A 24,780-nucleotide genomic window follows, 5' to 3' on the forward strand; every position below is an offset into this window, starting at 1 on the left:
GGTTAAGGTTTTTATCTATATAAGGTAAAATGGCCAACAAATTCACGGCTATCTTCTTCACCGTTCAATTGAATTACGTACCAATAGTCTCCTGTTGGTAACTCTTTGCCTTCGTATTTTCCATTCCAACCTTGTGCGTCATGGGCCTCTCTGGAAACTACTCTACCATAACGATCATAAATCTTGATTAGTATCTCTGGGAACTGTTCTATATTTCTGGGTATCCAATAATCATTTTCCCCGTCACCATCTGGTGTAAAGAAATTTGGAATTTCGATATCTATGAACTCCATGAATATAGTCCCAATCATCTCACATCCGTTTTCGTCTACCACTCGCACCTCATAAGTATCGGTCCGGGTAATATAGAAAGTGTTGTCGTTGCCATTGTCAACACCATCAAAATAATAGGTATATTCTGGCCTTCCTCCATCCGCTATCGCCGTAATTTCATTAAGGCTTTGCTGTTCCAGCACCAATGTCAATGGCTCAAAGTTTTCTATGGTGAAATCTGCCGTTTGTATACATCCGTTTGCATGTGCAATGGTAATGTAGTGGTCACCCGGTGCAATGTTCGTGAAATCCGGATTTAATTGAAATGCAGATGGGTCTACAGAATCCAGTGCATAAAGAACATCTCCAATTACGCTTTCATCCTCCAGTGTAATATTCACGTAATTATTAGGAACATTGCCCGTACATTCATAAATCGGCTCTACAGTAGCATTAAGGTTAACCCCTGGTACTATCTCTACGACTACGTTTGTCTCACAACCGTTGGCATCCCTTACGAATATTAAGTAATTTCCTGAAGCCATATCCATAAAGTCCACCCTATCCTGTACAAAATCAGCATCATTATTAGAATTTAATGCAGAGCTATATGGAGCCGTTCCTCCAGAAATATTCAAGGAAATTGTTCCGTCTTCGCTACCCACACAGATTTCAGGGGTTGTTGTAGCATCGACCATCAACATAGACGGCTCAGTAATTGTATACTCCAAATACTCGAAACATCCATTCTGATCTTGAGCTATCACGATATAGTCCCCTGGCTCCAGGTCGGTAAATGTATTTACAGTATCAAACTGGTTGAGGTTTGGAGAAATGGCATATTGGTATCCTCCAGCACCACCTGACAGTGTAACCGTTATGCTACCATTACCTTCACCTTCACAGGTGACGTTTACCACATCATCGGTGTAGGATAATGGTGCAGGTTCTACAATGATTACTTCTTCAGGTAAAGTTGTACAATCTTCACTCGTTACAGAAACATAATAGGTTCCTGCGGTTAAATTTCTGAATTCACCAATAGAAGTAGGTCCTGCAATACGAGATGCTATGCTCAAGGAGGCGTCCGTAAATAGTTCAAACTGATAATTACCAAGGCCTCCATAGGCCTCCGCATATATTACTGCCGTACTCTCTCCGGTGCAATTGATGTATGCAGCCGAAGAATCTATCAATAGCTCCAATGGGTCAATCATATCCTCAGTTATTGCATTGGACTGAACTGCCTCGCACCCATTAACGGCATCCCTTACAAAGTACTGATAAGTACCTGCCCCAAGTGTTCCTGTTGCTGGGAGCCCCATCGGATTGCTTGTCATTGGTATATATGTGATACCATCAACACTGTATTCATATGTACCACTACCACCAGTAGCTGTCAATTCAAACTCCACTCCTGTGGCACAGGTCAAAGGATCGGTCCTTATCAATTGTGCACTAACGGGTGTAGGTTCAATGATTTCTACAGTATTTGTTGTAACATCACAATTCCAACCATCGATTACCGTAATACTATAAATACCAGCACCCAAATCATTAAAGTCGGGACTTAATTGAGAAGCCGTAGAAAACTCTATGATGGTTCCCGCATCATCATAGTAATTCAATTGATACTCATAAGAGCCGCTTCCTCCTCCAGTTACTATAGCTGATACTGTAGCACCCATATCGCCATAGCATGCCAAATTCGTTACCAATGGCGTTGCATTTGCTGTGATTGGAGTCGCTGGGTTAAGTACTTCAGTATCCGTATATGGACAACCGGCTTGATCTGTAACTGAAATATCAAAATTACCAGCTGATAATCCACTGAAGGTTATCGCCTGTACTCCGGTCGCCAAATAGGTTTGACCCGTAGTAGTGTTGGTCATTGTTATATCGTAAGGAGCATAACCTCCAATAGGGTCTATCAATATCTCTCCTTGGTCATTAGTACAAGTTGCCTCTAATAATGGATTTACAATTGCTGTAAGTGCCGTGTCCGGTGAAGCTATGGTTACTATATTAGTGTCCTCCGAACAGAAAGGCACATCTGTTTCGGTTATTGAAACGAAATAATTGCCACCGGAAAGACCTCCAACAACTCTTGGGTTGACCGAAGTATCCGTGCTCACCACTCCTCCAATAGGATTACCGGCTGCATCGAATATTTGATAATCATAGTTGCCAGTATAGACTGTAATGTTGATCTCCAATTCTCCGTTAGTATCCCCAAAACAAGTTACTGGCGTAACAGCTGTCGCTGTTGCTCCAATGAAATCAAAAGGTTCAACATTATAAGCTGGTGTATCGTAATAACAGCCTGTATCCGTATCCGTAACCCTGAAAGTATAAGACCCTGTTGCAATTAAATCGAAGGTCGCAGTGGTAGCCGTAATTCCTGTTTGGACCGCGTTGGTGTTACCTATCGGCAACAATTCGTAGGTGTAATTATGGGCCAATCCATTATCCGAAACCGTAATGGTAACCGATTCTGAATTGGTACATGATATATCGACATTCGTGGCAATTGTGGCCGTGAAACGATTTATAGGTTGAATAGACACCGTGTCCGTAGCTGGGCAACCATTAGTGTCCCTTGCATACACTGTAATAGTTTGAACCAATCCGTTATCGGCAACACTAAAAGTGTTTCCGGATTGATAGTTTACGTTATCCAAACTATATAAATAGGGTCCTGTACCAGAAGGTATTCCTGGAGTAGCGGCACCATCTTCTACATTTACCGTAATGGTTGCTGTGTTAATGCTATTATCAGCAGCACAATCAAATGTTGTTGCCGTAGCACTAATCACCAATGGTTCAGGTTCCGTAATGGTTTCCGGTTTTATGTCTTCACATCCAAGGCCGGACACGACTCTCACTTGGTATTCTCCAGCGGGCAGATTGTTGAACAATGGATTACTTTGTAAAGGTCTGCTAGGTGCTCCAGCACTTACCCCAATCAATTCATATTGATAATCAGGATTTCCATCCGTAGTAGGATCTAGAATAGCCGTTAAACTGCCATCACTACCTCCATTACAACTTACGTTGATAATGGTAGCGTTCAATAATACGGGCGTAATTGGTGCAACCAGTTCTTGTGAAATAGTTTTTTCACAAACAGGGTTGGTAGTGTCCAAATCTCGTACAACAAAATCATACGTTCCAATTTCAGTAAGGTTTACAAAGACACCTGACGCCTGAGTAACTACATTACCTAATGGTGTTGTCATTACAAACTCCAAGTTTGTAGAGCTACCCATAACGTTAACCGTTATTTCGCCTTCAGGATTCACCGTACAATCTATTGCCTTAACAACCGTAGCCGTCAAATTCATTTCTTCATACAATAATTCAGCCGGTGTGATAAATGAACAACCCCATTGATCTGTAACTTGGACCTCATAGCTTCCGGCTCCAAGACCTGAGAATACTGGTGTATTCTGTGGTGCTCGGAAATTGGAGCCATTGAGTCTTAATTGATAGGTATAGTTGGAGCCCTGCCCCCCAGTAACCCCTACAACTTCAATTTCGCCTTCTAGGTTAGTACAGTTCTCCTGATTTATCTGTAAGCTTGCGTTTATCGGCGTTGGATCATCCAAAACGATAGTATCATCTATCAATTGCTCACAACCTTGAGCATCCCTTACCCATGCTTGATAGGTTCCCGCAGAAAGTCCTCCCAATGAAGGAGAAGCCAAATAGTCCGTCGGAGCACTTGGAGCCGCTACGCCAATATAGTAGGTGTAACCTCCCCATCCACCGGCAACGTCAATGATTTCTATTGTACCGTCATTACTTGGAACACAAGTAATATCCGTAGTATTAACCGCTCCGGTAATAGCAGCTGGTGGTCCGGCTATAGTAAAGGCCTCTGTATTCACACAGAAAGGATTATTGTCCTGTGAAATGGAGACATAATAGCTTCCCGCAGGTAAATTGATGTCTGCTGTGGGACCATTGGTTGCCTCTGTATTTGAGGTAACAACCGTATCATCCAAAGTATCTACCAAGGTGCCATTGGTATCGTATATAGTCCAAGTAAATCCTCCCGGATAAGTCGCATCCACCAGTTCAAAGTTTACGGCACCCGTAGCGGTTCCAAAACATACGACATCACTGGTTTTCGTTACGTTAATGGTAAATGTGTTTGGTTCTAATAAGGTTTCCGAAGCAGAGATAATACAACCTGTATCAATATGTCTTGCCAAGATAGTATATGGCCCTGCAGACAACCCTCCAAAAATATTGGATGCCTGATAGTTTGAACCATTGTCTATACTATATTCAAATCTTGAAGGGTCTCCTAAAGAGGATACCACATTCATGGTTAACTCGCCATCATTCCCAGGGTTACAAGTAACAGTGTTGGTAATTGATGCCGTAGCGGAGGTCAACTCATCAAAAGGAGCAATCACTGCCGTTGTTGAACCTAAACAACCATTACTATCATATACATTAATGGTGTAGCTGCCACCGGCAGTATTAGTTTCCGTATAAACAGGATTGGTTCCTGTTTGAACCACAGCTGGTGATTCAACGGGTACGGTGTTCGGGTCATCTTCCTCTACAAACTCGTATCTAACATAGTTTCCTGAACCTCCTGTAATCGCTGCACCATCTATAGTAATGGTAGCATTATTTTCATTATTGCCAACAGTACACACGAATTCCATAACCGAAGCATTGACATTGGCTATCGGCTCTGGTTGAGTAATAACCTGTGTAATGTCCGTTGTACATCCGTTTGCAGCAGTGGCCCTAATAGTATATGTGATTCCGGGTGCGACCAAACCTTCCAAGCCTTCGAAAGTGGCAGTAGTAGCCGTATTCGATGTTGGGGCAATTGGGAATGATGCGCCACTTCCAGGCCCAGATATAATTTCAAAAGAATAAGGTGAAATTCCACCATCCGTGGCCGAAACCCTAATAATGCCATCATCCGCTCCGTTACAGGTTACATCCGTATATGAAGTTATGGATAACACCGGCAATACCGCAGGAGGAACCGTAACGGTAAACACCCTACTACATTCTGGAGTGGAAGTACCATTGTCAAAAATGGTAATCGTATAGTCTTCAGGAACTGTTGTGCTGAAAACATAAGGATTACTGGGTAAATTAGTTCTGGCTAACACGCTTCCTAGACCATTGGAAATTTCATAATCATAATTACCCGAACCAAAATTAACATCAATGGTAATCTCGGCATCAGGAGAAACGGAACAATCCAACAATTTGGTTAAACTCACATCGGCCTCCAAGACTGGGTAAACTTCGATTGTATCAGTATCCATACAACCATTACTATCGATTATTGCTACATTATAAGAGCCTGGAGCTACATTATTAAATACGCCTCCGTTGTCCACGTAGGTTGTTCCACCATCAATAGAGTATAGTATTTGTGGAGCAGTACTCGAGGCATTAATCGTTAATGAAGTTGGGGAAGCACAATTGTCTACTACCATAGAATCTATGGTCGGATTAGGTGTAAGGTCCAAAACAACCGTGCCCAAATTCGTAAAGCATCCGTATTGATCGGTAATGGTCACATTGTAGGAACCAGCCACAGAGTTAACCGGAATTTCTACTGGATTATCAGGAGTTCCGGTAATTGTTACAAAAGGTGCGGGCCCAGTCACGGTATAGGTATAATCTCCACCACCACCTTGGATGTTTTCTATGGCGATAAGACCAGGTGCATTACATGAAATATCACTTAATTTATTCAATGTCGCCGTTATAGGGTCCAATTCATCTATAATCAAGTTCTCACTTCCAGAAACACAGTTATCCACTCCTCCGGCGTCTACTTCGGTAACCACAATGTAGTATTCACCAGGGGCCACACCGGTTACGGTAACGGAAGTGCTAAAAGGAACGTTACCACCACTGGATTGCACCAAACCTCCGGTAATATCATAGAATTCCCAATGCATGCTAGGTTCAATATTTCCATCTGTATCGGTAATGGTATATGTAATTGTACCATCGTTTGCTCCTGAACAAGAGGGTTCATAAGTAGATACTATTTCCAAAGGATCTGTAGTAATGTCATTGACGTTGACATTGCTTTGCCTTATACAACCACTGGCATCCCTTACATAGAAAACATAGGTTCTTCCTGGTATTAATCCTGTCCATTGAAACATTCCGTGACCTGCGGTTACTGGGTTTCCTCCATTGTCTACTGAGCCTCCTAGGTTCCATGTGGTAGTCGCCGGGTCAAAATTGGCCGGGTCATCCGTATAAGCATACTCATAAGGAGCAACGCCTTCTGTTCCCTGAACGGTTACTTGCAATTCATCACAATTGACCACGACCGTGGTAACCGTGATATCCAAATCGTCTAAAGGATAAGGAATCGTGTATCTAGGAAGGTCTGTCAGACAAATGGTATTACCAAAAGCATCTACCGTTCTCAAGGATGGATACACGTTTTCACCTGAAACATATCCAGTAATGATATCAGAAGTTCCTGGAACGCTATTGTCAGCGACCCAAGTTGTTCCTCCATCCGCACTAAACTCTATTGTACCTAAGGTCGTTGGATAATTGATGAATTGGAATCCATAATCATTTGGATCCACACTTGCACACGCAGATGGTAAAATAGCCGTAATATCAGCTACCAGCTCATCTGGATTGTTAATTGTGATTGGCGTTTGTGAAACTGTACAACCATTACTATCCGTTACATTAATGGTATAGTTGCCAGGAGCCAAATTATAAAAGGTGGTTGTTGGATTTAAAATATTTGTCAGTGTTTGATCAGAAGCCCCTCCATTGTCCAAATCTATAATTTGAAGGGTAAACGGGTTATCACCAGAAGTAACATTTACTTCGATGGTTCCCATCCCATCATGACATAAGGGATCTGTGGGTGTAGGTGTGAAAGTTAATGCAACTGCTGGATTAACCGTTACAGTTTCCATATATTCACAGAAAGGAGTTCCACCCGCATTATCCCTTACATAAACATCATAAGTACCTGCGTTTCCTGGAGTAACCGTGAAGGTATTAGATGGTCCGAACAAACCTGTTGGACTAGTAGTAGTCGGTACGAAAGCGTATGCATAATTCCCATCTCCACCCGAAGCTGTTACAGAAATACTGCCGTCAGCACAATTACTTACATCCGTAACATCTACTATTGCAGATAATAATGGGTCTAAAGTTAAACTTTGCTGAACCGCGGGGCATCCATAAGAATCCCTAACATCTATAGTATACATTCCATTGCCCAAATTGCTGAATGTATAAGTTGTTGCAGTGTTTGGGGACGGTGTCAACCAAGGTCCACTATTAATGCTAAATTGATATAACCCGTTTCCATCCGTTACATCTACTTGAATACTGCCGTCGTTATTACCAGTGTAGCAAGCCGTGGGCGTTAAGGTGAATGTAGGGGTTACAGGAGCAACTATGGTTATAGGTGTATCTATGACATCAAAACAACCATTTATATCTCTTGCCCTTACTAAATAATCACCCGCTGGAACACTTGCAAAAGTAGTTCCTGATTGATACGCTGTGATTACACCTCCTAGTGTGTCCTCAAGTTGATATTCATAGGTCGGCGTTCCTCCCGTTGCACTTGCTGTAATCGTGGCCCCTGTATTGGTACACAAAAATTGTTCTGTGATACTTGCCGAAGCAACAACAGGAGCTGGTTCGTTAATTGTATGATTTAGGGTTACCGTACAACCTGCAATTGGGTTGTCAACATCCCTTATATACACCGTATAATTTCCTGAAGAAAGACCTGAAATGGTTTGTGGTGAAGTCGTGGAGCTTCCTAAAACAGTAGTAAAGTTATCCAAACTATATTCAAAACCACCAGTGCCAAAATTGTCTACATCAAAAGTGATTGAACCTGTATTGTCCCCATTACAGGCAACATCTGCAGATGAAACTATAGATGCTTCAAAAGCATTACCGTCCTCCACGGTTACATCTATAGTAACCGTTTGTGAGCATTGCTCTGGAGATTGAAAAGCCTGAATATTATCAATAGCGACGTCATTTCCGTTCGTTCCAGTAGCTATGGTTCGTATTATAATGTCAATAGTACTGTTGGCCCCTGGGTTCAATGGTGGAATGTTAATGTTTTGCCAATCATTAGGTCCAGTGTTTTCATCGATTAATCCTGTGGTACCACTGTCGATTACATTACCAAATGGGTCAACTATTTCCACCAGAATATTTGGTCTAATTAAACCCGACCCCTGGCTAACCAAGTTAATTACATCCAATTCCACTTCAACATCCCTATTAGGAATAATCTCTATATCTGTTTTACTATAAACAATAGTATTTACTCCTGGGTCACCCACATTTACTGCTAAATAACGACCGTTGGGATCTCCAGAGTTATCTATGGGGCTTACCCATGTACCAAAAGGAGCTACTATGGTGCTGGTAACACTATATTGTAAGTCATTTATATTAAAATTGGCGTCTGAGCAGGTGCCTAGTGAAGCATCCTGAGATTCATAGCAATAATACGTTGTATCAATTTGAGGTATAGACACATTTGATCCCGTTCCAAAGTCCTCTAGCATTAATACACTTCTTGCAGGTGGAGTATTGCTTATATAATCAACAGAAATCGTATGAGTTCCTACAGGAACATCAGTAAACACATTGGAATCTGCTGGGCTATTTGGAGTTCCGTTAAGACTATAGGTATAGTCCAAGCTGGCATCGTCCGGCGAAATAGTTACAACACCTGTTCCGTCACAGGAATAATCCACAGTGGGGGTTAAAGTGACATTTGGTGGTGTCGGGGCCTGTTCAATGGTGACGTTCATTGGGAACGTACAACCATTTGCATCTTGAATATAGACCGTGTGGGTTCCTGACAATAAATAACCTATAGCGTTGGAGGTGTAATTTGATCCTCCGTCAAAACTATAGGTATAAGGGGCGGTACCTCCCTGTGCGTTTGTAATTCTAACCTCGGCACCATCACTTGGATTACATTCTACCAATTGTGTTACCGCAGCAGATGCTGAAAGTGTAAATGGTTCTGTTATGGAATATGTCTGGGTGACATCACAATTGTTAGCATCTCTTACCCTTATAGAATATGTGCCCGCTCCTTGGTTGTTAAAGGTGTTTTCTGTTTGGTACGTACTACCGTTATTTATACTGTAAGTGTAAGGGGCTTCACCCCCAGTTGCTACAATTGTTATTGCGGCCTGATTTTCTCCACTACAAAGTATAGGCGTATTGGAAACCGATATGGCCAATGGAGCATCTTGAAGTATCGTAATATCATAACTGGCCTCACAATATCCGGCATTTCCATTATTATCGCGTACATATACATCGTAATCGCCTGCAGCACTAACAGTGACAGGATTAGCGGCAGAAAAATCCCCAGATGTTGGGGCCACTCCATCTCCTACAACGGCATATACATAATTACCGTCTCCACCGGCAGCCGTAATATCAATATCCGTGTCCGTGGCACATGCAGTAATATTACCCGCACTGGAAATAACACTTAGTTCTGGGTTAACTGTTAAGGTTTGTGTGTCCGTGCAACTATTTCCATCCCTTACATTTACCGTATAGGTTCCTGGAGCAAGGCCAGAAAAAGTATTGGAAGCGCTGTAAGCTCCCCCATTTATATTGTATTCAAAATTACCATCTCCTCCTGAGGTAACATTGGCTGTTATGGTCAACCCAACTGCATCATCATAACAAACGTTATTAGGGGTTAATAGTAAAACAGGAATAGTTGCCGCATTTAAATCAAACGTGAAAGGCACAACACAATTATTAGCATCGGTAACTGTTCCCGTATACGTTCCACCTTGTGTTAGCCCATTAAAAGAGCCATTGGTATTGGTTCCGAAAGTAGAACTATCAGGATTAACCAGTGTATATACATAACTTCCCCAGCCACCCGAAGCGGTAACAATCACACTACCATCATTTAAACAGGTAGGTTGTGTAACACTTGGTGGCATCACAGCAAGCGCTGAAGGTGGGCCTTCCAAAGTATAGGTAGTAGAATAGTTACAATTCGTATCGGTATCTATAATATCCAAGGTATAATCTCCTGCTTCAAGATTAGGCAAATTGATAGTTCCCTGAACACCTCCAGTAGATACTGTCCCTGATGGTCCAGTAACGGTGTATGTAAAGTTTTGACCTACCTGATAATTGATGTTAAATTGAACCGTGCCATCTGCAAATCCAAAACAGGAAACCGCTTGCATTGTTGAAGCACTCATGGTTATGGGTGAAATAGGTGCAACCGTGTAGTTCTCTTCATAAGAACAACCATCTACATCGGTTACCCTAATCGTGTAAGTATCCGGGGCAAGATTATTAAAATCTGCCGTATTGCCAGAGGTGGCATCCGGAGCAATTGAAGAGGGTGCAATAATTTCAAAAATAAAAGGTGCCGTTCCATCTACTGCAGTGACCTGAAGGTTTACGGTTTGAGCGGGACAAGTTATTTGCGATTCCACTACGTTAATATCGGTTGGCGAATTCGTATCCTCTATGAGGATTGGGTCTGTTGCAACCAGACAACCATTAGCATCCCTTACGGTTAAGGTATAATTACCAGGGGTAATATTTTCAAATCGATGTGCGTTTGGAGTAGAGTCCGGAATAAATGTTACCCCGTCGATACTATAGCTATAGGGAGCAGTTCCACCTGTTACATTTTGGGCCTCAATAATGGCATCATCGACACAGGTATAATCTTGAATTAATACGGATGTAGCGTCCAAGGCACTAGATGGAGTATTTACCTCACTGAACAAAGGATATCTACAGCTTGCACTGCCTTTTCTTTGATCTACGATAATGGTATAATTACCAGCAGGTAAGTTTGGAAAGTATCCAGAAGCATTAGTCGCAAGTGCATTATTTAAGTCATACGCATTGAAATCAAAATCATTAGGATCTTGGGCTCCAATGTCCACCAAATAATACGTGAGTTGATATCCATTACTATCGGTAAGGTTTACGGAAATACTTCCGGTAGACTCTCCAAAACATAAAACATCTGCCACGGTATTGGCACTAAACTCTGCAGCTGGTCTAAATTCTATGGTAACCGTATTAGAATAGGCAAAACAGTTGTTGCGGTCTACCACCACAAAGGTATAGTCCCCTGGATCCAGAATATCAAAAATTTGGCTGGTTTGAAACTCCGATGAAGGAATGTCTTGTGGTGTAGGATAGGAGGTTACCGTTGTACCCGAATCGTCCACAAAGGACCAAATAGCATACGTATGAGGGGTCTTGCCACCATCGGAACTCATGATTATATTTCCTTCCCTACAGGTAATATGCTGGGATACCCTTGCCTCTAATTCTAAGTCGTTGGTGTCTGTAATCGTAACTTGCTCTGTATGGGAACAGCCATCCTGAGTTCTAGCAATGACAATATAATCCCCAGCATTTAAGCCCGAAAAGGTAAAGTCATTACTTGTTTGGGCCGTTTCATCGTCGATCAAAGTTCCTTGCCCTCCATTAGAGCCATCGTCCAATCGAAGTTCATATTCATAGTTTGGCTCCGCATTATTAATCTCAATATTTATGGAGCCTTGCGTAGTACACGTTACATCTGTACCTGTAACGTCATACGTTACATTCCTATCCAAAACACCTATTACAGGTGTACTAAAAATACAGGCATTGTTGATGGGGTCTCCATTGAGGTCTAATTGCGTTACCTCAACTATATAGCTTCCATTTTCACCTGGATTGAAATCAAAACTAGGACCGTTGTTAGCGCTAAAAGGAATTACTACAGTATCCGTATCTGCATTGACCAATTGGTAACCGTAACCATTACCTAAATTGGTAATGGATATATTTCCTGGAGTAGCACAAATAATATCTTCTTTATTATATTGAATGTCCAAGTTGTTTTGGAATACGTTGAAGTAAAAACGACTAGTACAACCATTCTGGTACGTTACGGTCAGCCTATATTGACCTTCACTGTTCACTATATAGTTATTACCAGTTCCTACTTGACTCCAAGTACACGTCAAAGCTTTATTGGCACAATCATCTCCTGATGAAGAACAACTGCCTTCATCCAACTGTTCCCAAGCAATCGTCTGTGCATCAACAATATTTACCTGTAGCTGTTTGGTATCCGCTGAACCACAAAGAAAAAGTTTGGGCAACATGTCATTATCCACACTACATTGGACTATTTCCCCTGCAATATCATTGTAGGGGTCCGCGTCGGTATTTACGTTATTGAAAAGTTCAATAATTGGATTAGGTATCAATCCTGCGCCGTAAGGCGTAACCGTAATGATCTCTTTAAAGCCTTTACATGGGTCTGCTACGATTTTATCCACTATATAGGTACCCACTTGGGTCACTACGATGGTGCTAGGGTCGTTGTCAGGATCTCCATCAGAAATTACCGTATCGGTGGCATCAAACAGATTGTTACCGTTGTCGTCCCTTACCCAAACATAATCGTCAAAACCGTCTCCCGCGTTTAAAACTGCTGAACTTCCACAAAGCTCTACCGTACGTTGAAAATTACAGTCCGATAAATCATCCAGCAAAAAGTTGGTTGCTCCGGGAATGGTAAAGCCACAAGCGCTAAAATCCGTTACACTGGGGTCATCGGTAATCTGTGCACTATTTTGAACGCCTCTATAGGTGGAATAGGCTAAATTTTGAATTAAATCGGAACAGGCATCGATAAAATCAAAACAGTTCTCCGCTACCTTTACCCGCATCCTAATACTATATTCCGGTGCATCTTCCAGTACCAGATTATTCGGAATGGTAAAAACCACTTCCCTAGTGGCCGGTGTATATACATAAGTTACCCCTGGAGGCAACACAAAATCGGAAGGAATAAAATCAGATCTTCCATCTGGTGGAGAAACATTCACGGGAAGCACGTCTCGTATCGTGTAACTGTCCGCATCATCGTTACCAATATTTTCAAAGGAAAGTACGTAGTCCAAGACTTGGCCCAAATTTACTCCTTGGCCGGTAATATCAACACCCCCTGGCGTGTTCACCCTTTTTTCCAAAACTATATTAGGCTCAATAATCTCTACTGCGAACGTGGCTAAAAATGGACCATATCCATCTCCAGTTGAGGTAAACCTTAAAGTGGCTCCAGTTTCATCGTTTGGCAACACATTATTGAACTGATTATTTAGTTCAAAAAGGTCTAAATCCGTTCCTAAAGTATTTGTACCATAAGGAGTTCTTGTAGGAACCTCGGCCCCATTTGTTGAGATGGTCGAGTTGAAAAAGTTGTTAGTGGGATTAAGCCCGGTGGTGAGGTTGGTGAATCCACTGCCACTTGTATTACCTTCAATAAAAAACCTATCATTGGTTATTCCCCTATCTCCCTCCAAAGCACCAACTCCAATTCTTGCATTTACGGGAAAGGGAGCAGGTAATGTTCTAAAACCGTTAACTCCGATATCTACATTTCCTACACTACCGGAAAGACTAGCATAACCATCAAAAGTAGAGATGAACTTCCCTGATTCGTTTGGGTTTTCGTAGATAATGACCATGACCCAACCTGCAGAACTCGAACCGTTTCTTCTACCTCTTGTAGCCCTAATGTTTGCTGCTGTATAGGCTCCATTTGGATTGGCATTGGTACGTACCAAGTCCGTGATGTTTTTATAGCATATAACAGGTGCATCCTTAACAAAAACCCCAGGATTACCTGGTTGATACCCATCTATAATGATATCATCCTCTTGTCCTAAAGGATCAGGATTATTATCCGCTACCAAATCGACATAGCCACCACCTGGGATTTGGAATTTAATCTCGTTCCACTCCTCTATTCTAGGGGTTCCATTAAATTGTGCTCCGCCATCCGTACTTCTTTCATTGGGGTAAGTCCCTGCCCAATATAATCCGGCATATCGTATTTGAGAACAGTCAGGGTCTGTGAGATTCAATTCCGCACTACTAGAGCTAAATGTTGACGGGTCACTATCAATATCTATATACTCCATCCACAACGAGTTGTTGTTGTTTGATCCGTTATAGGGGTTGTTCGCCTGTGCTGGATTAGACTCCGTTGCCCGGTTAAGAATATTATTACCGACAAAAATGATGTCCCCTCTTACCTCAATGTTACCACCATCTAGACGAGGAGTAAACGGCACATATTCCTGAGCCGAACCACTGAAATAGGAAATGGAAAATAGAAGAGTAATTAAAACAGTAATCCTAGAAACTGGTAGCTTCATAATGCGGGAAGGTTTGGATATATTCAAAAAAGCAGAATTGATATTCATCTTTTATTTTGGAATTGTTTGGTCATTTTTGTCCAGATGATTTTGATTCTGAACGGTTTGCTCCAATATCAAAGATTATTCATACTAAGATGGTTTGGAATTTAATGTTGTAGTATGGTCATGTAATGTTGTGAAAAGAGGTTTGTTGTTGGTGACTAAACAAGAATTTTCCAAATTTTATTGGGTTTTTTGGTAGTCCACATGGAAGACAACCTAAGTGTATGTAGCTTAATTCTGTAATTTATTAGGGCTGCCGAAGATTTAAGGCTTTTGGTTTTCAATTGAAAAATGAGCTGAAGTCGATAAAAATTAGGTTAGAAATATTTGGTGTTTCTATTTCATTTTAAAATAATTCAATAGTCCTTTCGCAAACTTTGTTTCCTCCCAAAAAGAAAAACCAAGGGTTTTGCCCTTGGTTCCATTCTAATAAGACTTAAGTCTTTTAACTATGTGTTAGGTCATTTGGCTTTGAGAAACTCTCATTATCCACATTTTATCATCGTAGGCATCATTCATTTTTGAATAGTAGGAGATGAGGGCATTTGTCCATGAATCATGACGCTTTAAATAAACGTACCTCCAATTGTTTTCGGGGTTTATGAAATAACTAGCACTTAATCCATACGAGTTCAATAAGGAGACAAATCTATTTGCATTTCTTGGATTGGCAAACACATTGGCTATGATGTAGTAGCCAGACCCGATACCATCGAATTCATAGTTCTTTGGCTCAGTGCTATTAGAAGCCACTTTATCTTGAGCCACCACATTTTTACGTAACACGTCGGTATCATATTTAGACGATTTCTCACGAAGTTTATTCACGTTATCTACATAGGCCTCGTTGGTATATCTGTTTTCCACGTTCATAATCCAGGTCTTACCTTCATAAGCTCCATTAAGGTTAGAATCATGAGCTGCCACGGCCTCATCCCATGTATCATATCGTTCCAAATAAACATACTTTAGACCATTGTTCGGATTATCGATATAGTCCGCATTGATACCATTGGATTCCAAAGTATTTAAAAACTTATCCAAATATTGCCCGCCTTTGTAAACGTTCGCCACCACGTAGTAGCCGTCGGTAACATTGGGCAAGTCCCTGAATTTTCTGCTTTTAACCCTGTCTTGTACTACTGCGTTTTCTGGTTTATCAACAATCCTCTTTCTTCTAGCAGGTACTTGGGTAATAGCGTCCTTATCAGTGTTCTTAACTAATGCTGAAGCCTCAGTATTTCTATCTTTTGCATTATTGGTTTTTGATAATGTTGGTTTTTTCGTATTTACTACAATGGCATCTCTTTCAATTTTATTCTGATTGGTATTGATTTCTTTATCCTTGTCATTATCCATATTCTGAGCTGCTGCCAACTTCACGGCTGTATCTTCGCCTTTGAATAAATCTTCAGCTCTTTTCTCTAGGTCTGGTCGTTCGCCATTGGTTTCATTGCGTACCATGCGCATGACCATGTTGAAACGACGTTCTAAATCAGCCTGTCTATTAGATTCCAAAGAATCTTGACGGAACATGAGCTCTTCTATTATAGCGTCATTCTCCGCTAGTTTTCTTTTCAGTTCCTCAATCTCTTCATTGGTTGCAATGTTCTCCGGTTCTAACTCCAAATCATTTTCAACCAAATCATCGTAATTGTCATCTTCTAGCATTACCCTATCTTCTGTGAGGTTTGGCGTGAAGGAATAGGCAAAGGAAATTTCATGTGTTAATCCGAAATTATCAAAGTTGTTTGATAGTCCCTTCTCCATGGTGTACCCTAAGGATATTCTTTGGTTGAGGTTAAACCCTACACCTGCTGCAGCACCATAAAAACTGTCATAGCCACCTTGTATCCATCCTATTTTAGGCAAATCAAGAATTAAGCTTCCGCCCAGGGTGACATTATCCTCTTCTCCATCCATTCGAACACGGGCCAACGGCATTAATCGCCCAGCCTCTAAGATACCCGATGAATTTTTAAACTGATGGGTATATTGTAAATGTCCGGAGTAGGTCTTATTACTAAAATCCGTAAGGGATTCGCTGGTTTTTAAATTATAGTCAAAAAGGTTTTCTGCAAAAGCCCCTATGTCAAAATTACCATAGGACAGGTTGAAACCTGGTTGAAAGGATATGAGATTCTGATCTTGGAATCCCGCTAAAAAAGGATCTTCCTCGACAGTCGTGGCCCTACCCTCATCAAAGCCACTGTTGTAGTAAGATAAGTTGGCGCCAAAAGTGAAGTTACTTTTATCACTTAATTTAACCCCATAGGCATAGTTGGCCAAAACCCCATAGTTGCTTAATGCTCCTAATCTTTGCGTATACAAACTCAATCCTAGCCCAGTACGGTCACTGATTCGGCCACTATAACTTAAAAAGTAATTTTGGTTGTTGTCGTCAAATTGTACCGACTGGTTTCTATGTAGTAGGTTGATATAAGATTTGTCCTCCCTAACCGTTGAAAACGTAGGGTTGATTAAAAACCTATTGTACTTTAACAAGTTTTGAGAAGGTACTTCATAACCAAAATAAGGATTGTCTTCCTGCGCTTGGTTTTTTGTCAACCCAAGCGCAAAAAGTGCAAGTAAAAATAGTATACGTGTTTTTGGTAGCATGTTTGGTTTTAGCGTATTACAGTAATTGTACCCTGTTTCAGCACCTCGCTGGCATTTCTAATCTTATAGTAAAATACCATGTTTTGCCTGGCAAAAGCTGTCGAGGTCTGTGGCCAATTGTTCTTATAGTTAAATTCATTAATTATTTCCTGCCCTTGACCATTGTAGATGATAACGTTTACATCATCTCTATTGGAATAAGAATTGGGTATTACCCACTGGTCATTTATTCCATCCCCATTAACGGTAATTACATTAGGCACTTTAAAGGTGTCTAAAATGGACACTTCAAATTGCTTCACAACATCACAGTTGTCAATACTCGCAATTAAGGTATATGTTCCTGGTTCGGTTATCGATGCACTATCCGAAGTGCTTATTTCAGCATTGTTTGCGTCCATCCACCTGTAAGTGGTACCCCCGTTCGCACTAATGGTTCTAGACGTTCCTTCCGGAATTACAATACTACCTGAAGGCTCTAGGGTAATCAGATTATCATCCAATGGGGAAATTGTAACCTCATTAGAAATGAGTTGACAACCATCCCTATCTAAAACCAATCGGTATGTGCCTGCTGCGCTTACATCTAAACTTATATCCGTTGTACTTACAACAGCTCCATCTAATTGCCATTCGTAAATTTCAGTAGTCAAATCCAAAGAGGATGACAGGCTTACAATATCACTTGCACTACAGTACACTGAACTCGTACTACTAATAGTAACTGCATCGCTCGTTAATAGTTGTACGGATAAGGTATTCGATGATTCGTTATAAGTATCTATGCTCGCATCTAATTTGTAGTTTCCATTCTCTTGGTTGGACGCTAAGCTTATTGACTTTCCATTCTGTCCAGCAATGTCCGTACCTTCTTTTTGCCATTGGTATGCAAATGCATCTATTAAATCGGTAGTTACGTCCGTTTTTGTTCCATTTGTTGCGACCGCGTTTATGGTTACGACTTCAAGGATAATGCTAGTTGTAACACAAGAGGTATAATTATCGGCATAATCGACCACCACCTCAAAGGAAGCCGGCGAAACTGCAATTGTAGTATCGGAGTTTTTACTGGAACTACCACAACTTCCGCCTGTTTCTGTTATTTGGGCATAATATGTACCCTCTTCCGTAATATTCAATGTATTATTGGTTTCTCCTGTAATCTCAACATCATTCCTGAACCACTTATATGTGGGCGCACTGGCATTCGTGGAAACGGATAAAGTCTGTTGTTGTGCCGGAAGCACCACTATGTTTTGAGGATTATCCCTAGTTACGGTAAAGGAACCTGGATTGCTCATAGATACAGCTGCAGATCTTTCCGTACAAATACCTGTTCCCGTAATTTCTACCGCATAATCGCCTTCAAATCCGACTACACCACCATCTACTGTGTACGTAGTTCCGATGGCACCAAGTATAGCAGTATCATTTTTATACCACTGATAACTCCATGAAGCATCTGTCTGGTCAATAGATAAGGTTTCAGAATCAGTAGGACAAAGTAATGTCTGACTAGGTGTGCTAATTGCTATACCAGTTCCTGTTCCTCCAATAGTAACATCTACAATGTTAGAATCCGTATTACCAGATCCAGTACAGTTGGGGCCATAATCTATGTACGCATTGTACATTCCACTCTGGGTAACGTTCAGGGTATGACCAGATTCTCCAGCTAGCAGCGTTCCGCTTCTATACCATATATACTGATAGGTTTCTGGGTTTGGTATGTTGTCAACTTGGAGGGTAATTGGCCCTGTTGCGCAGACCGTTCCTGGAGGCACTCCATTACCAAGCTCACTAATGTTCAAATTGGTAGTAATGTCCATAAAGAACATATTATATGCTTCTGATTCTGCACCGACTTTAACGGGGTCGGTACTCCTGACCCGCATTTTATAACCAAGTCCTCTAGTGTCTTCGGGTATGGAAAACCCAATGTCAAAATCGTTCGTATTGTTTTTGTCCGTTACGTTGGCCAACTCCACTGGAGACCCAAAGCTACCATTAGCATCCGAGAGCTCTAGAATAAATTGATTTCCGGAATTTGCTGTTCCAGCCCACGTTACGTTCACAAAATATTCATTAAAACCTCCGCTACCTGCACAAATATAGCCCCAAACGGAAGTTCCTGCTAAATTGGGGTTGTCTGCCGGTTCCGGCGCATTTATTACTATGGCCTGTGCGGAAAGCTGTAGGGAGCCTATTAGCACAATGATTGCGGTTAAGAAGTAAGATTTGTAAAATTTTTTCATAATGATGTGTTGTTTTGTGCCCCTTAAGTAATAGTGATATTGTAGGTCATTCACCTTAAACCTTTGGTACTCAAAACAAATATGACACTTATAACGCGCGTGGGGAATTTAATGTTGTAGGCAAGTTTAAAATTGTTGTGAAATGCATTTTATCCATTGTGAGCGTATTTTAATCGTAGGTTTTACGGCAATTTTGCTACTTTTGTAGCTTGAAAAATTACGACATGAGCGAGACATCCAAGTCTTTAAATTTTATTGAACAGATTATTGAGGAAGATCTTGAAAAAGACTACTCTCAGAGTAATTTGCGATTTAGGTTTCCCCCTGAGCCAAACGGATATTTACATATTGGTCATGCAAGTTCTATTTGCCTTAATTTTGGTTTAGGTCTGCGTTATAAAGCTCCTGTTAATTTGAGATTTGATGACACCAATCCTGCCAAAGAGGAACAGGAGTTCGTAGATGCGATAAAGAAAGATGTGTCCTGGCTTGGTTTTAATTGGGATACCGAACGGTATGCCTCTGATTATTTTCAACAATTGTATGATTGGGCAGTTCTTTTAATAAAAGACGGAAAGGCCTATGTTGACAGTCAATCCTCGGAAGAGATGGCTGAGCAAAAAGGTACGCCCACCGAACCTGGCGTAAACAGTCCTTATAGAAATCGTTCCGTTGAAGAAAATCTCTCACTTTTTGAAGCCATGAAAAAGGGAGAATTTAAAGAGGGCTCACATGTTTTGCGTGCTAAAATTGATATGGCCTCCACCAACATGCTCATGCGCGACCCCATTATGTACAGGGTCTTGCATCGTGCCCATCACCGAACAAATACCGATTGGTGTATTTATCCAATGTACGATTGGACACACGGTGAAAGTGATTATATAGAACAGGTTTCCCATTCACTCTGTACCCTAGAGTTTCTTCCTCATAGAGAGTTATATGATTGGTTTTTAGATCAAGTAGTTGATCCGAAAAAATTAAGGCCTAAACAGCGAGAGTTTGCCAGAAGAAACTTGAGTCATACTGTTGTAAGTAAGCGTAAGCTAGCCCAATTGGTGGAACAGAAGGTCGTAAAAGGTTGGGACGACCCCAGAATGCCAACTATTTCCGGTTTAAGAAGAAGAGGGTATACTCCAGATGCTATCCGAAACTTTGCGGATACCATCGGTATAGCAAAGCGGGATAATTTAATTGATGTTTCCCTGCTTGAATTTCATGTACGTGAGGACCTCAACAAGATTACACCGAGGGTGATGGGCGTACTGGACCCTTTGAAAGTGGTCATTACAAATTATCCCGAAGGAAAAGAGGAATGGCTGGAAGCCGAAAATAGTCCAGAGGACGAATCCTTGGGGTCCAGACAAGTACCATTTTCGGGAGAACTTTATATTGAAAAAGCAGATTTTAAGGAACAGGCAAATAAAAAATTCTTTCGGCTAAAATTAGGGGGCGAAGTTCGGCTAAAGAACGGATATATCATCAAGGCCGAAAGCTGTACAAAAGATACCGATGGGAATATTATAGAGGTACAATGTACCTATGACCCTAAAAGTAAGAGTGGAAGCGGCACTCCGGAGAGTTTGCGCCGTGTAAAAGGTACATTGCACTGGGTGTCCACAAAACATGCCGTTCCCGCCGAGATACGCCTATACGACCGCTTATTTACCCATGAAAGCCCGGATACACAAAAAGACAAGGATTTTATGGAGTTTATAAACCCTAATTCTTTAGAAGTGATTACTGGTTATCTAGAACCAAGTTTGAAAGACGCCAAAGCAGGAGAACGTTTTCAGTTTCAGCGCATAGGATATTTTTGTGTGGATCGAGAAACAGCTCCTGAAAAGCTTATTTTCAATAAAACGGTGGGTCTACGAGATTCTTGGGCTAAGATTCAACAGAAGGGCTAAACCGTTTTGATTTTCAAATTAATACTTGAAAAAAGCCCCAAACACATACTGTTTAGGGCTTTTATAGTTTAAAGAAGTACTATTTTTTGTTCTCGTCCTTTTTGACATTAGTCTTTTTCATGGATTCCCCAATCATATTACTGGCCGTAAACGAAGCTACCATATTATTTAGCATATCACTACCGGCCTGTGGTGAATTAGGCAATAAAATAAGATTTGTATTTGTTTCCTCTCCTATGCTCTGCAAGGTATCGTAATGCTGTGTTACAACTATCAAAGCAGATGCCTCTTGTGAATTTATACCTACTTTGTTCAGTACTTCAACGGACTCCTCCAAACCGCGAGCTATTTCCCTACGCTGATCTGCAATTCCCTGCCCCTGTAAGCGCTTACTTTCCGCTTCGGCCTTAGCCTTTTCTACAATAAGGATACGTGCCGCATCACCTTCAAACTGAGCCGCTATCTTTTCCCTTTCAGAGGCATTGATACGATTCATGGCCGCCTTTACCTGTGCATCTGGGTCAATATCCGTCACTAAAGTCTTTATGATGTCAAAACCATAATCAGACATGGCATCATTAAGTTCCGCTTTTACCGCCAAGGCAATATCATCCTTTTTTACAAAGACATCATCTAATTTCATTTTTGGCACTTCTGCACGCACCACATCAAAGACATAGGAGGTAATCTGTTCGTGGGGATAATCCAACTTATAAAAAGCATCATATACCTTCTCTTGGATAACCCTATACTGTACGGAGACCTTTATACGCACAAAGACATCATCCAAGGTTTTCGTCTCAATAAGGACATCCAGCTGTTGTATTTTTAGACTCAAGCGGCCTGCAATCCGTTGAACGAACGGTATTTTAAATTGCAAGCCAGACTGCCGAATACTGCTATACCTACCAAAGGTCTCAATAATAGCGGCCGTTTGCTGCTTTACGATAAAAACGAAGGACAAAAGTAAAAGTCCCAAAAAAATAATAATCGGTATCCATATGAAAGCTCCCATAGTCAATTTTTTTTAAGTTAATGAATGTACGAAAACATCGCCTCTTATTAGTAGCAATTATAGGCAATTTGTTACAAAGACCCAGAAATAACTCCGTCCGCCAAATTTATCGTTCTTTCGATTTTCTTACTTTTAAACAAAAGTGGTTCACTCATGTCCAAGGAAAAACCAAGAATTGCACGGTTAACTTCTATTCTAACCGATTTACAATCAAAAAGGTTGGTTACGGCCAGCAACCTTGCTAAAAAATACACCGTTAGTATCCGGACCATATATCGCGATATGCGAACTTTGGAGCAATCAGGAGTTCCTATTGTAACTGAAGAAGGAAAGGGCTATTCCCTTTTGGACACATATACCATTCCTCCCATCATGTTTACAGAGGAAGAGGCCAATGCCTTGGTTACAGCCGGGCATATCATTACAAAAAACAAAGATGCTTCGCTTTCAAAATATTACGATAAAGCAGTAACCAAGATTAAGTCTGTCCTTAGGACAAATCAAAAAGTAGATTTAGAATACATTTCAAACCGCATTCAGGTAAGAGATAATACTGGTGTTGAAAAGACCAGTGAAAATCTAATTCAATTACAAACTGCACTGGCGAAGAAACAGTTGGTTCATATTCATTATCATTCTCTAGATGACAAGTACAGCCAGCGGAACATAGAGCCCTTTGCCCTTTTCACCACACAAGGTAACTGGGTACTCATTGCGCTTTGCAGAACAAAAAATGCCTATCGATATTTTAGGTTGGATCGAATAACGACCCTTTCCTTATTACCCCAGTTCTTTGAACCTCATGAGCTAAGCTTGCAACAATATTTTGATGCGTGTAGAAAAACTTGGCAACCCCTGACACACCTATGACACCAGACGACACTACATTTGCTAAAACCTAAAATAAAAAATATGGAAAAAGTAGAAGTAGCACCTTTCCAAATTATTGGAATAACCGTAAGAACCACAAACCAAAACAATCAAGGAGCCGAAGATATCGGAGAATTATTTAACAAATTCCTGTCGGAAAATCTAATGACAAAAATCCCCAACCGGGTTGAAAATGATATTTATAGTGTCTATACCGACTATGAAAGTGACCATACCGGCCATTACACGACACTATTAGGTTGTAAAGTGTCATCTTTAGACAATACTCCTCCGGGAATGGTAGGAAAGTCTATTTGTGGGGGTACTTATACAACATTTGTAGCGAAGGGGGACTTATCAAAGGGAGTCGTGGCCAAGGAATGGATGAAAATTTGGGACAGTGGCATTAAAAGAGCTTATTCAGCGGATTATGAAATTTACGGGGAGAAGGCTCAAAACCCTAAAGACGCCGAAGTTCCTATTTACATCGCAATCTAGCCAATGCGTAGTTTATCTGAGCAGGAACGTTTTTATCTGAATCAGGTAGAGCCCAACAGAAGCTGCTTTTTGGCAATACGTGATATTATTCTTAAACAGCATGAAACTATTCACGAAACTCGTAAATACGGCATGCCCTGCTTTTGCTTCATAGGGAAAGCCATCTGTTATTTATGGACCGATAAGAAAACGAATGCTCCTTATATACTCTTGGTTGACGGTAATAGGTTGGAACACCCAAGTTTGGAGTCGGGAAACCGTACTAAAATGAAGGTTTTAAGAATTGAGCCAAAAAAAGACCTCCCTATAAAAGAATTAAAAAGGATTCTATCAAAAGCCCTAAAACTTAGAGAAATAACCTAAAGAATCAAATACCGTTCGTTACAATATAGGCTTATGCCCTCTGTGCCTGCTATTTACACAGAAAACAATACGACTGATACAGTGCTGCTCGCCAATTATAATTGGATCCACTACATTTTATAAGAGTTTATTCGTCAAATATCATACACCAAACCAAACCAACATTTTAAAATGAAACCATTCCCCGTTTTCCAAGTTTTAACCGCTGCATGCGCTTTTCTAACTATTACTTCTTGTCAAGAAAAAGAAACTATTCAAGAAAATATACGAACTCCAGATGCTATGTTACAAACCTTAATCAAAGAACAAGTAGACAGCCTATATTCGGTATACTCCAGGTTCGATTACGATTGGATAGACTTCTATGAAGACCGCTTTACTGCCATTTATCCAGAATCTCCGGTAAAGCTGAATAGTAAAGACTCCTTAAGGGCACAGTGGGAAGGCATTTATCAAGACTTTGATGTTCAGTTGTTGGATAGGGGGCAACCCAACATTATTGCTTCCGAGGATATGGCCATATCCTATAATAGTTTTAACGAGATTTTTGTCAATAAGCAGACTAGAGACACCACTAAAAGCACCGGAACCTACATTGTTGCTTGGCGAAGACAACCCAACAACACTTGGAAAATAGCTTTTGAAACACTCCATAACAATTAAGAACATAAAACCGATCCACTCAAAAC

At 40.9% G+C, this 24,780-nt stretch carries 9 protein-coding genes; 5 read left to right on the forward strand and 4 right to left on the reverse strand.

Going from position 1 to position 24,780, the window contains the following annotated elements:
• Positions 1 to 11: 11 nt before the first annotated feature.
• The 3 genes from PP182_RS03965 to PP182_RS03975 all read right to left on the reverse strand — a co-directional run bounded on the left by PP182_RS03965 (position 12) and on the right by PP182_RS03975 (position 19,435).
• Entirely contained in the window at positions 12 to 14,516 is a 14,505-nt protein-coding gene (locus PP182_RS03965) for a T9SS type B sorting domain-containing protein (protein WP_272650037.1), read from the reverse strand.
• A 501-nt stretch (positions 14,517 to 15,017) separates the two neighbouring features.
• Positions 15,018 to 17,180: a PorP/SprF family type IX secretion system membrane protein gene (locus tag PP182_RS03970; RefSeq protein WP_272650038.1), complete on the reverse strand. Its 2,163-nt coding sequence runs from the start codon at positions 17,178 to 17,180 to the stop codon at positions 15,018 to 15,020.
• Positions 17,181 to 17,188: 8 nt separating this feature from the next.
• Entirely contained in the window at positions 17,189 to 19,435 is a 2,247-nt protein-coding gene (locus PP182_RS03975) for a gliding motility-associated C-terminal domain-containing protein (RefSeq protein ID WP_272650039.1), read from the reverse strand.
• Positions 19,436 to 19,659: 224 nt separating this feature from the next.
• Between PP182_RS03975 and PP182_RS03980 the strand changes: the two genes are divergently transcribed.
• A complete protein-coding gene (locus PP182_RS03980) occupies positions 19,660 to 21,345 on the forward strand; it encodes a glutamine--tRNA ligase/YqeY domain fusion protein (protein ID WP_272650040.1) in 1,686 nt (561 codons plus the stop codon).
• A gap of 79 nt (positions 21,346 to 21,424) precedes the next feature.
• Here PP182_RS03980 and PP182_RS03985 read toward each other — a convergent pair whose 3' ends face one another.
• Positions 21,425 to 22,360: an SPFH domain-containing protein gene (locus PP182_RS03985; RefSeq protein ID WP_272650041.1), complete on the reverse strand. Its 936-nt coding sequence runs from the start codon at positions 22,358 to 22,360 to the stop codon at positions 21,425 to 21,427.
• A 153-nt stretch (positions 22,361 to 22,513) separates the two neighbouring features.
• Here PP182_RS03985 and PP182_RS03990 point away from each other — a divergent pair, with 153 nt between their 5' ends.
• From PP182_RS03990 to PP182_RS04005, 4 genes are all read left to right on the forward strand, one after another.
• A complete protein-coding gene (locus PP182_RS03990; RefSeq protein WP_272650042.1) occupies positions 22,514 to 23,230 on the forward strand; it encodes a helix-turn-helix transcriptional regulator in 717 nt (238 codons plus the stop codon).
• A gap of 42 nt (positions 23,231 to 23,272) precedes the next feature.
• Positions 23,273 to 23,728 carry a GyrI-like domain-containing protein gene (locus tag PP182_RS03995; protein WP_272650043.1) on the forward strand — a complete coding sequence of 152 codons (456 nt, stop codon included), beginning with the start codon at positions 23,273 to 23,275 and terminating at the stop codon, positions 23,726 to 23,728.
• A gap of 3 nt (positions 23,729 to 23,731) precedes the next feature.
• On the forward strand, positions 23,732 to 24,091 hold the full coding sequence (locus tag PP182_RS04000) for a DUF1801 domain-containing protein (RefSeq protein ID WP_272650044.1): 360 nt from the start codon (positions 23,732 to 23,734) through the stop codon (positions 24,089 to 24,091).
• A gap of 171 nt (positions 24,092 to 24,262) precedes the next feature.
• The gene (locus PP182_RS04005; protein WP_272650045.1) at positions 24,263 to 24,754 is read left to right on the forward strand and encodes a YybH family protein; all 492 of its coding nucleotides are present in this window, start codon (positions 24,263 to 24,265) and stop codon (positions 24,752 to 24,754) included.
• Positions 24,755 to 24,780 lie beyond the last annotated feature (26 nt).

The organism is Maribacter sp. PR1, assembly GCF_028464145.1.
In the GTDB taxonomy this organism is placed as follows: domain Bacteria; phylum Bacteroidota; class Bacteroidia; order Flavobacteriales; family Flavobacteriaceae; genus Maribacter.

Bases quoted from the DNA above. Each gene is read 5' to 3' on its own strand.
- PP182_RS03965 (WP_272650037.1), bottom strand. From the start codon at position 14,516: ATGAAGCTACCAGTTTCTAGGATTACTGTTTTAATTACTCTTCTATTT.
- PP182_RS03970 (WP_272650038.1), bottom strand. From the start codon at position 17,180: ATGCTACCAAAAACACGTATACTATTTTTACTTGCACTTTTTGCGCTT.
- PP182_RS03975 (WP_272650039.1), bottom strand. From the start codon at position 19,435: ATGAAAAAATTTTACAAATCTTACTTCTTAACCGCAATCATTGTGCTA.
- PP182_RS03980 (WP_272650040.1), top strand. From the start codon at position 19,660: ATGAGCGAGACATCCAAGTCTTTAAATTTTATTGAACAGATTATTGAG.
- PP182_RS03985 (WP_272650041.1), bottom strand. From the start codon at position 22,360: ATGGGAGCTTTCATATGGATACCGATTATTATTTTTTTGGGACTTTTA.
- PP182_RS03990 (WP_272650042.1), top strand. From the start codon at position 22,514: ATGTCCAAGGAAAAACCAAGAATTGCACGGTTAACTTCTATTCTAACC.
- PP182_RS03995 (WP_272650043.1), top strand. From the start codon at position 23,273: ATGGAAAAAGTAGAAGTAGCACCTTTCCAAATTATTGGAATAACCGTA.
- PP182_RS04000 (WP_272650044.1), top strand. From the start codon at position 23,732: ATGCGTAGTTTATCTGAGCAGGAACGTTTTTATCTGAATCAGGTAGAG.
- PP182_RS04005 (WP_272650045.1), top strand. From the start codon at position 24,263: ATGAAACCATTCCCCGTTTTCCAAGTTTTAACCGCTGCATGCGCTTTT.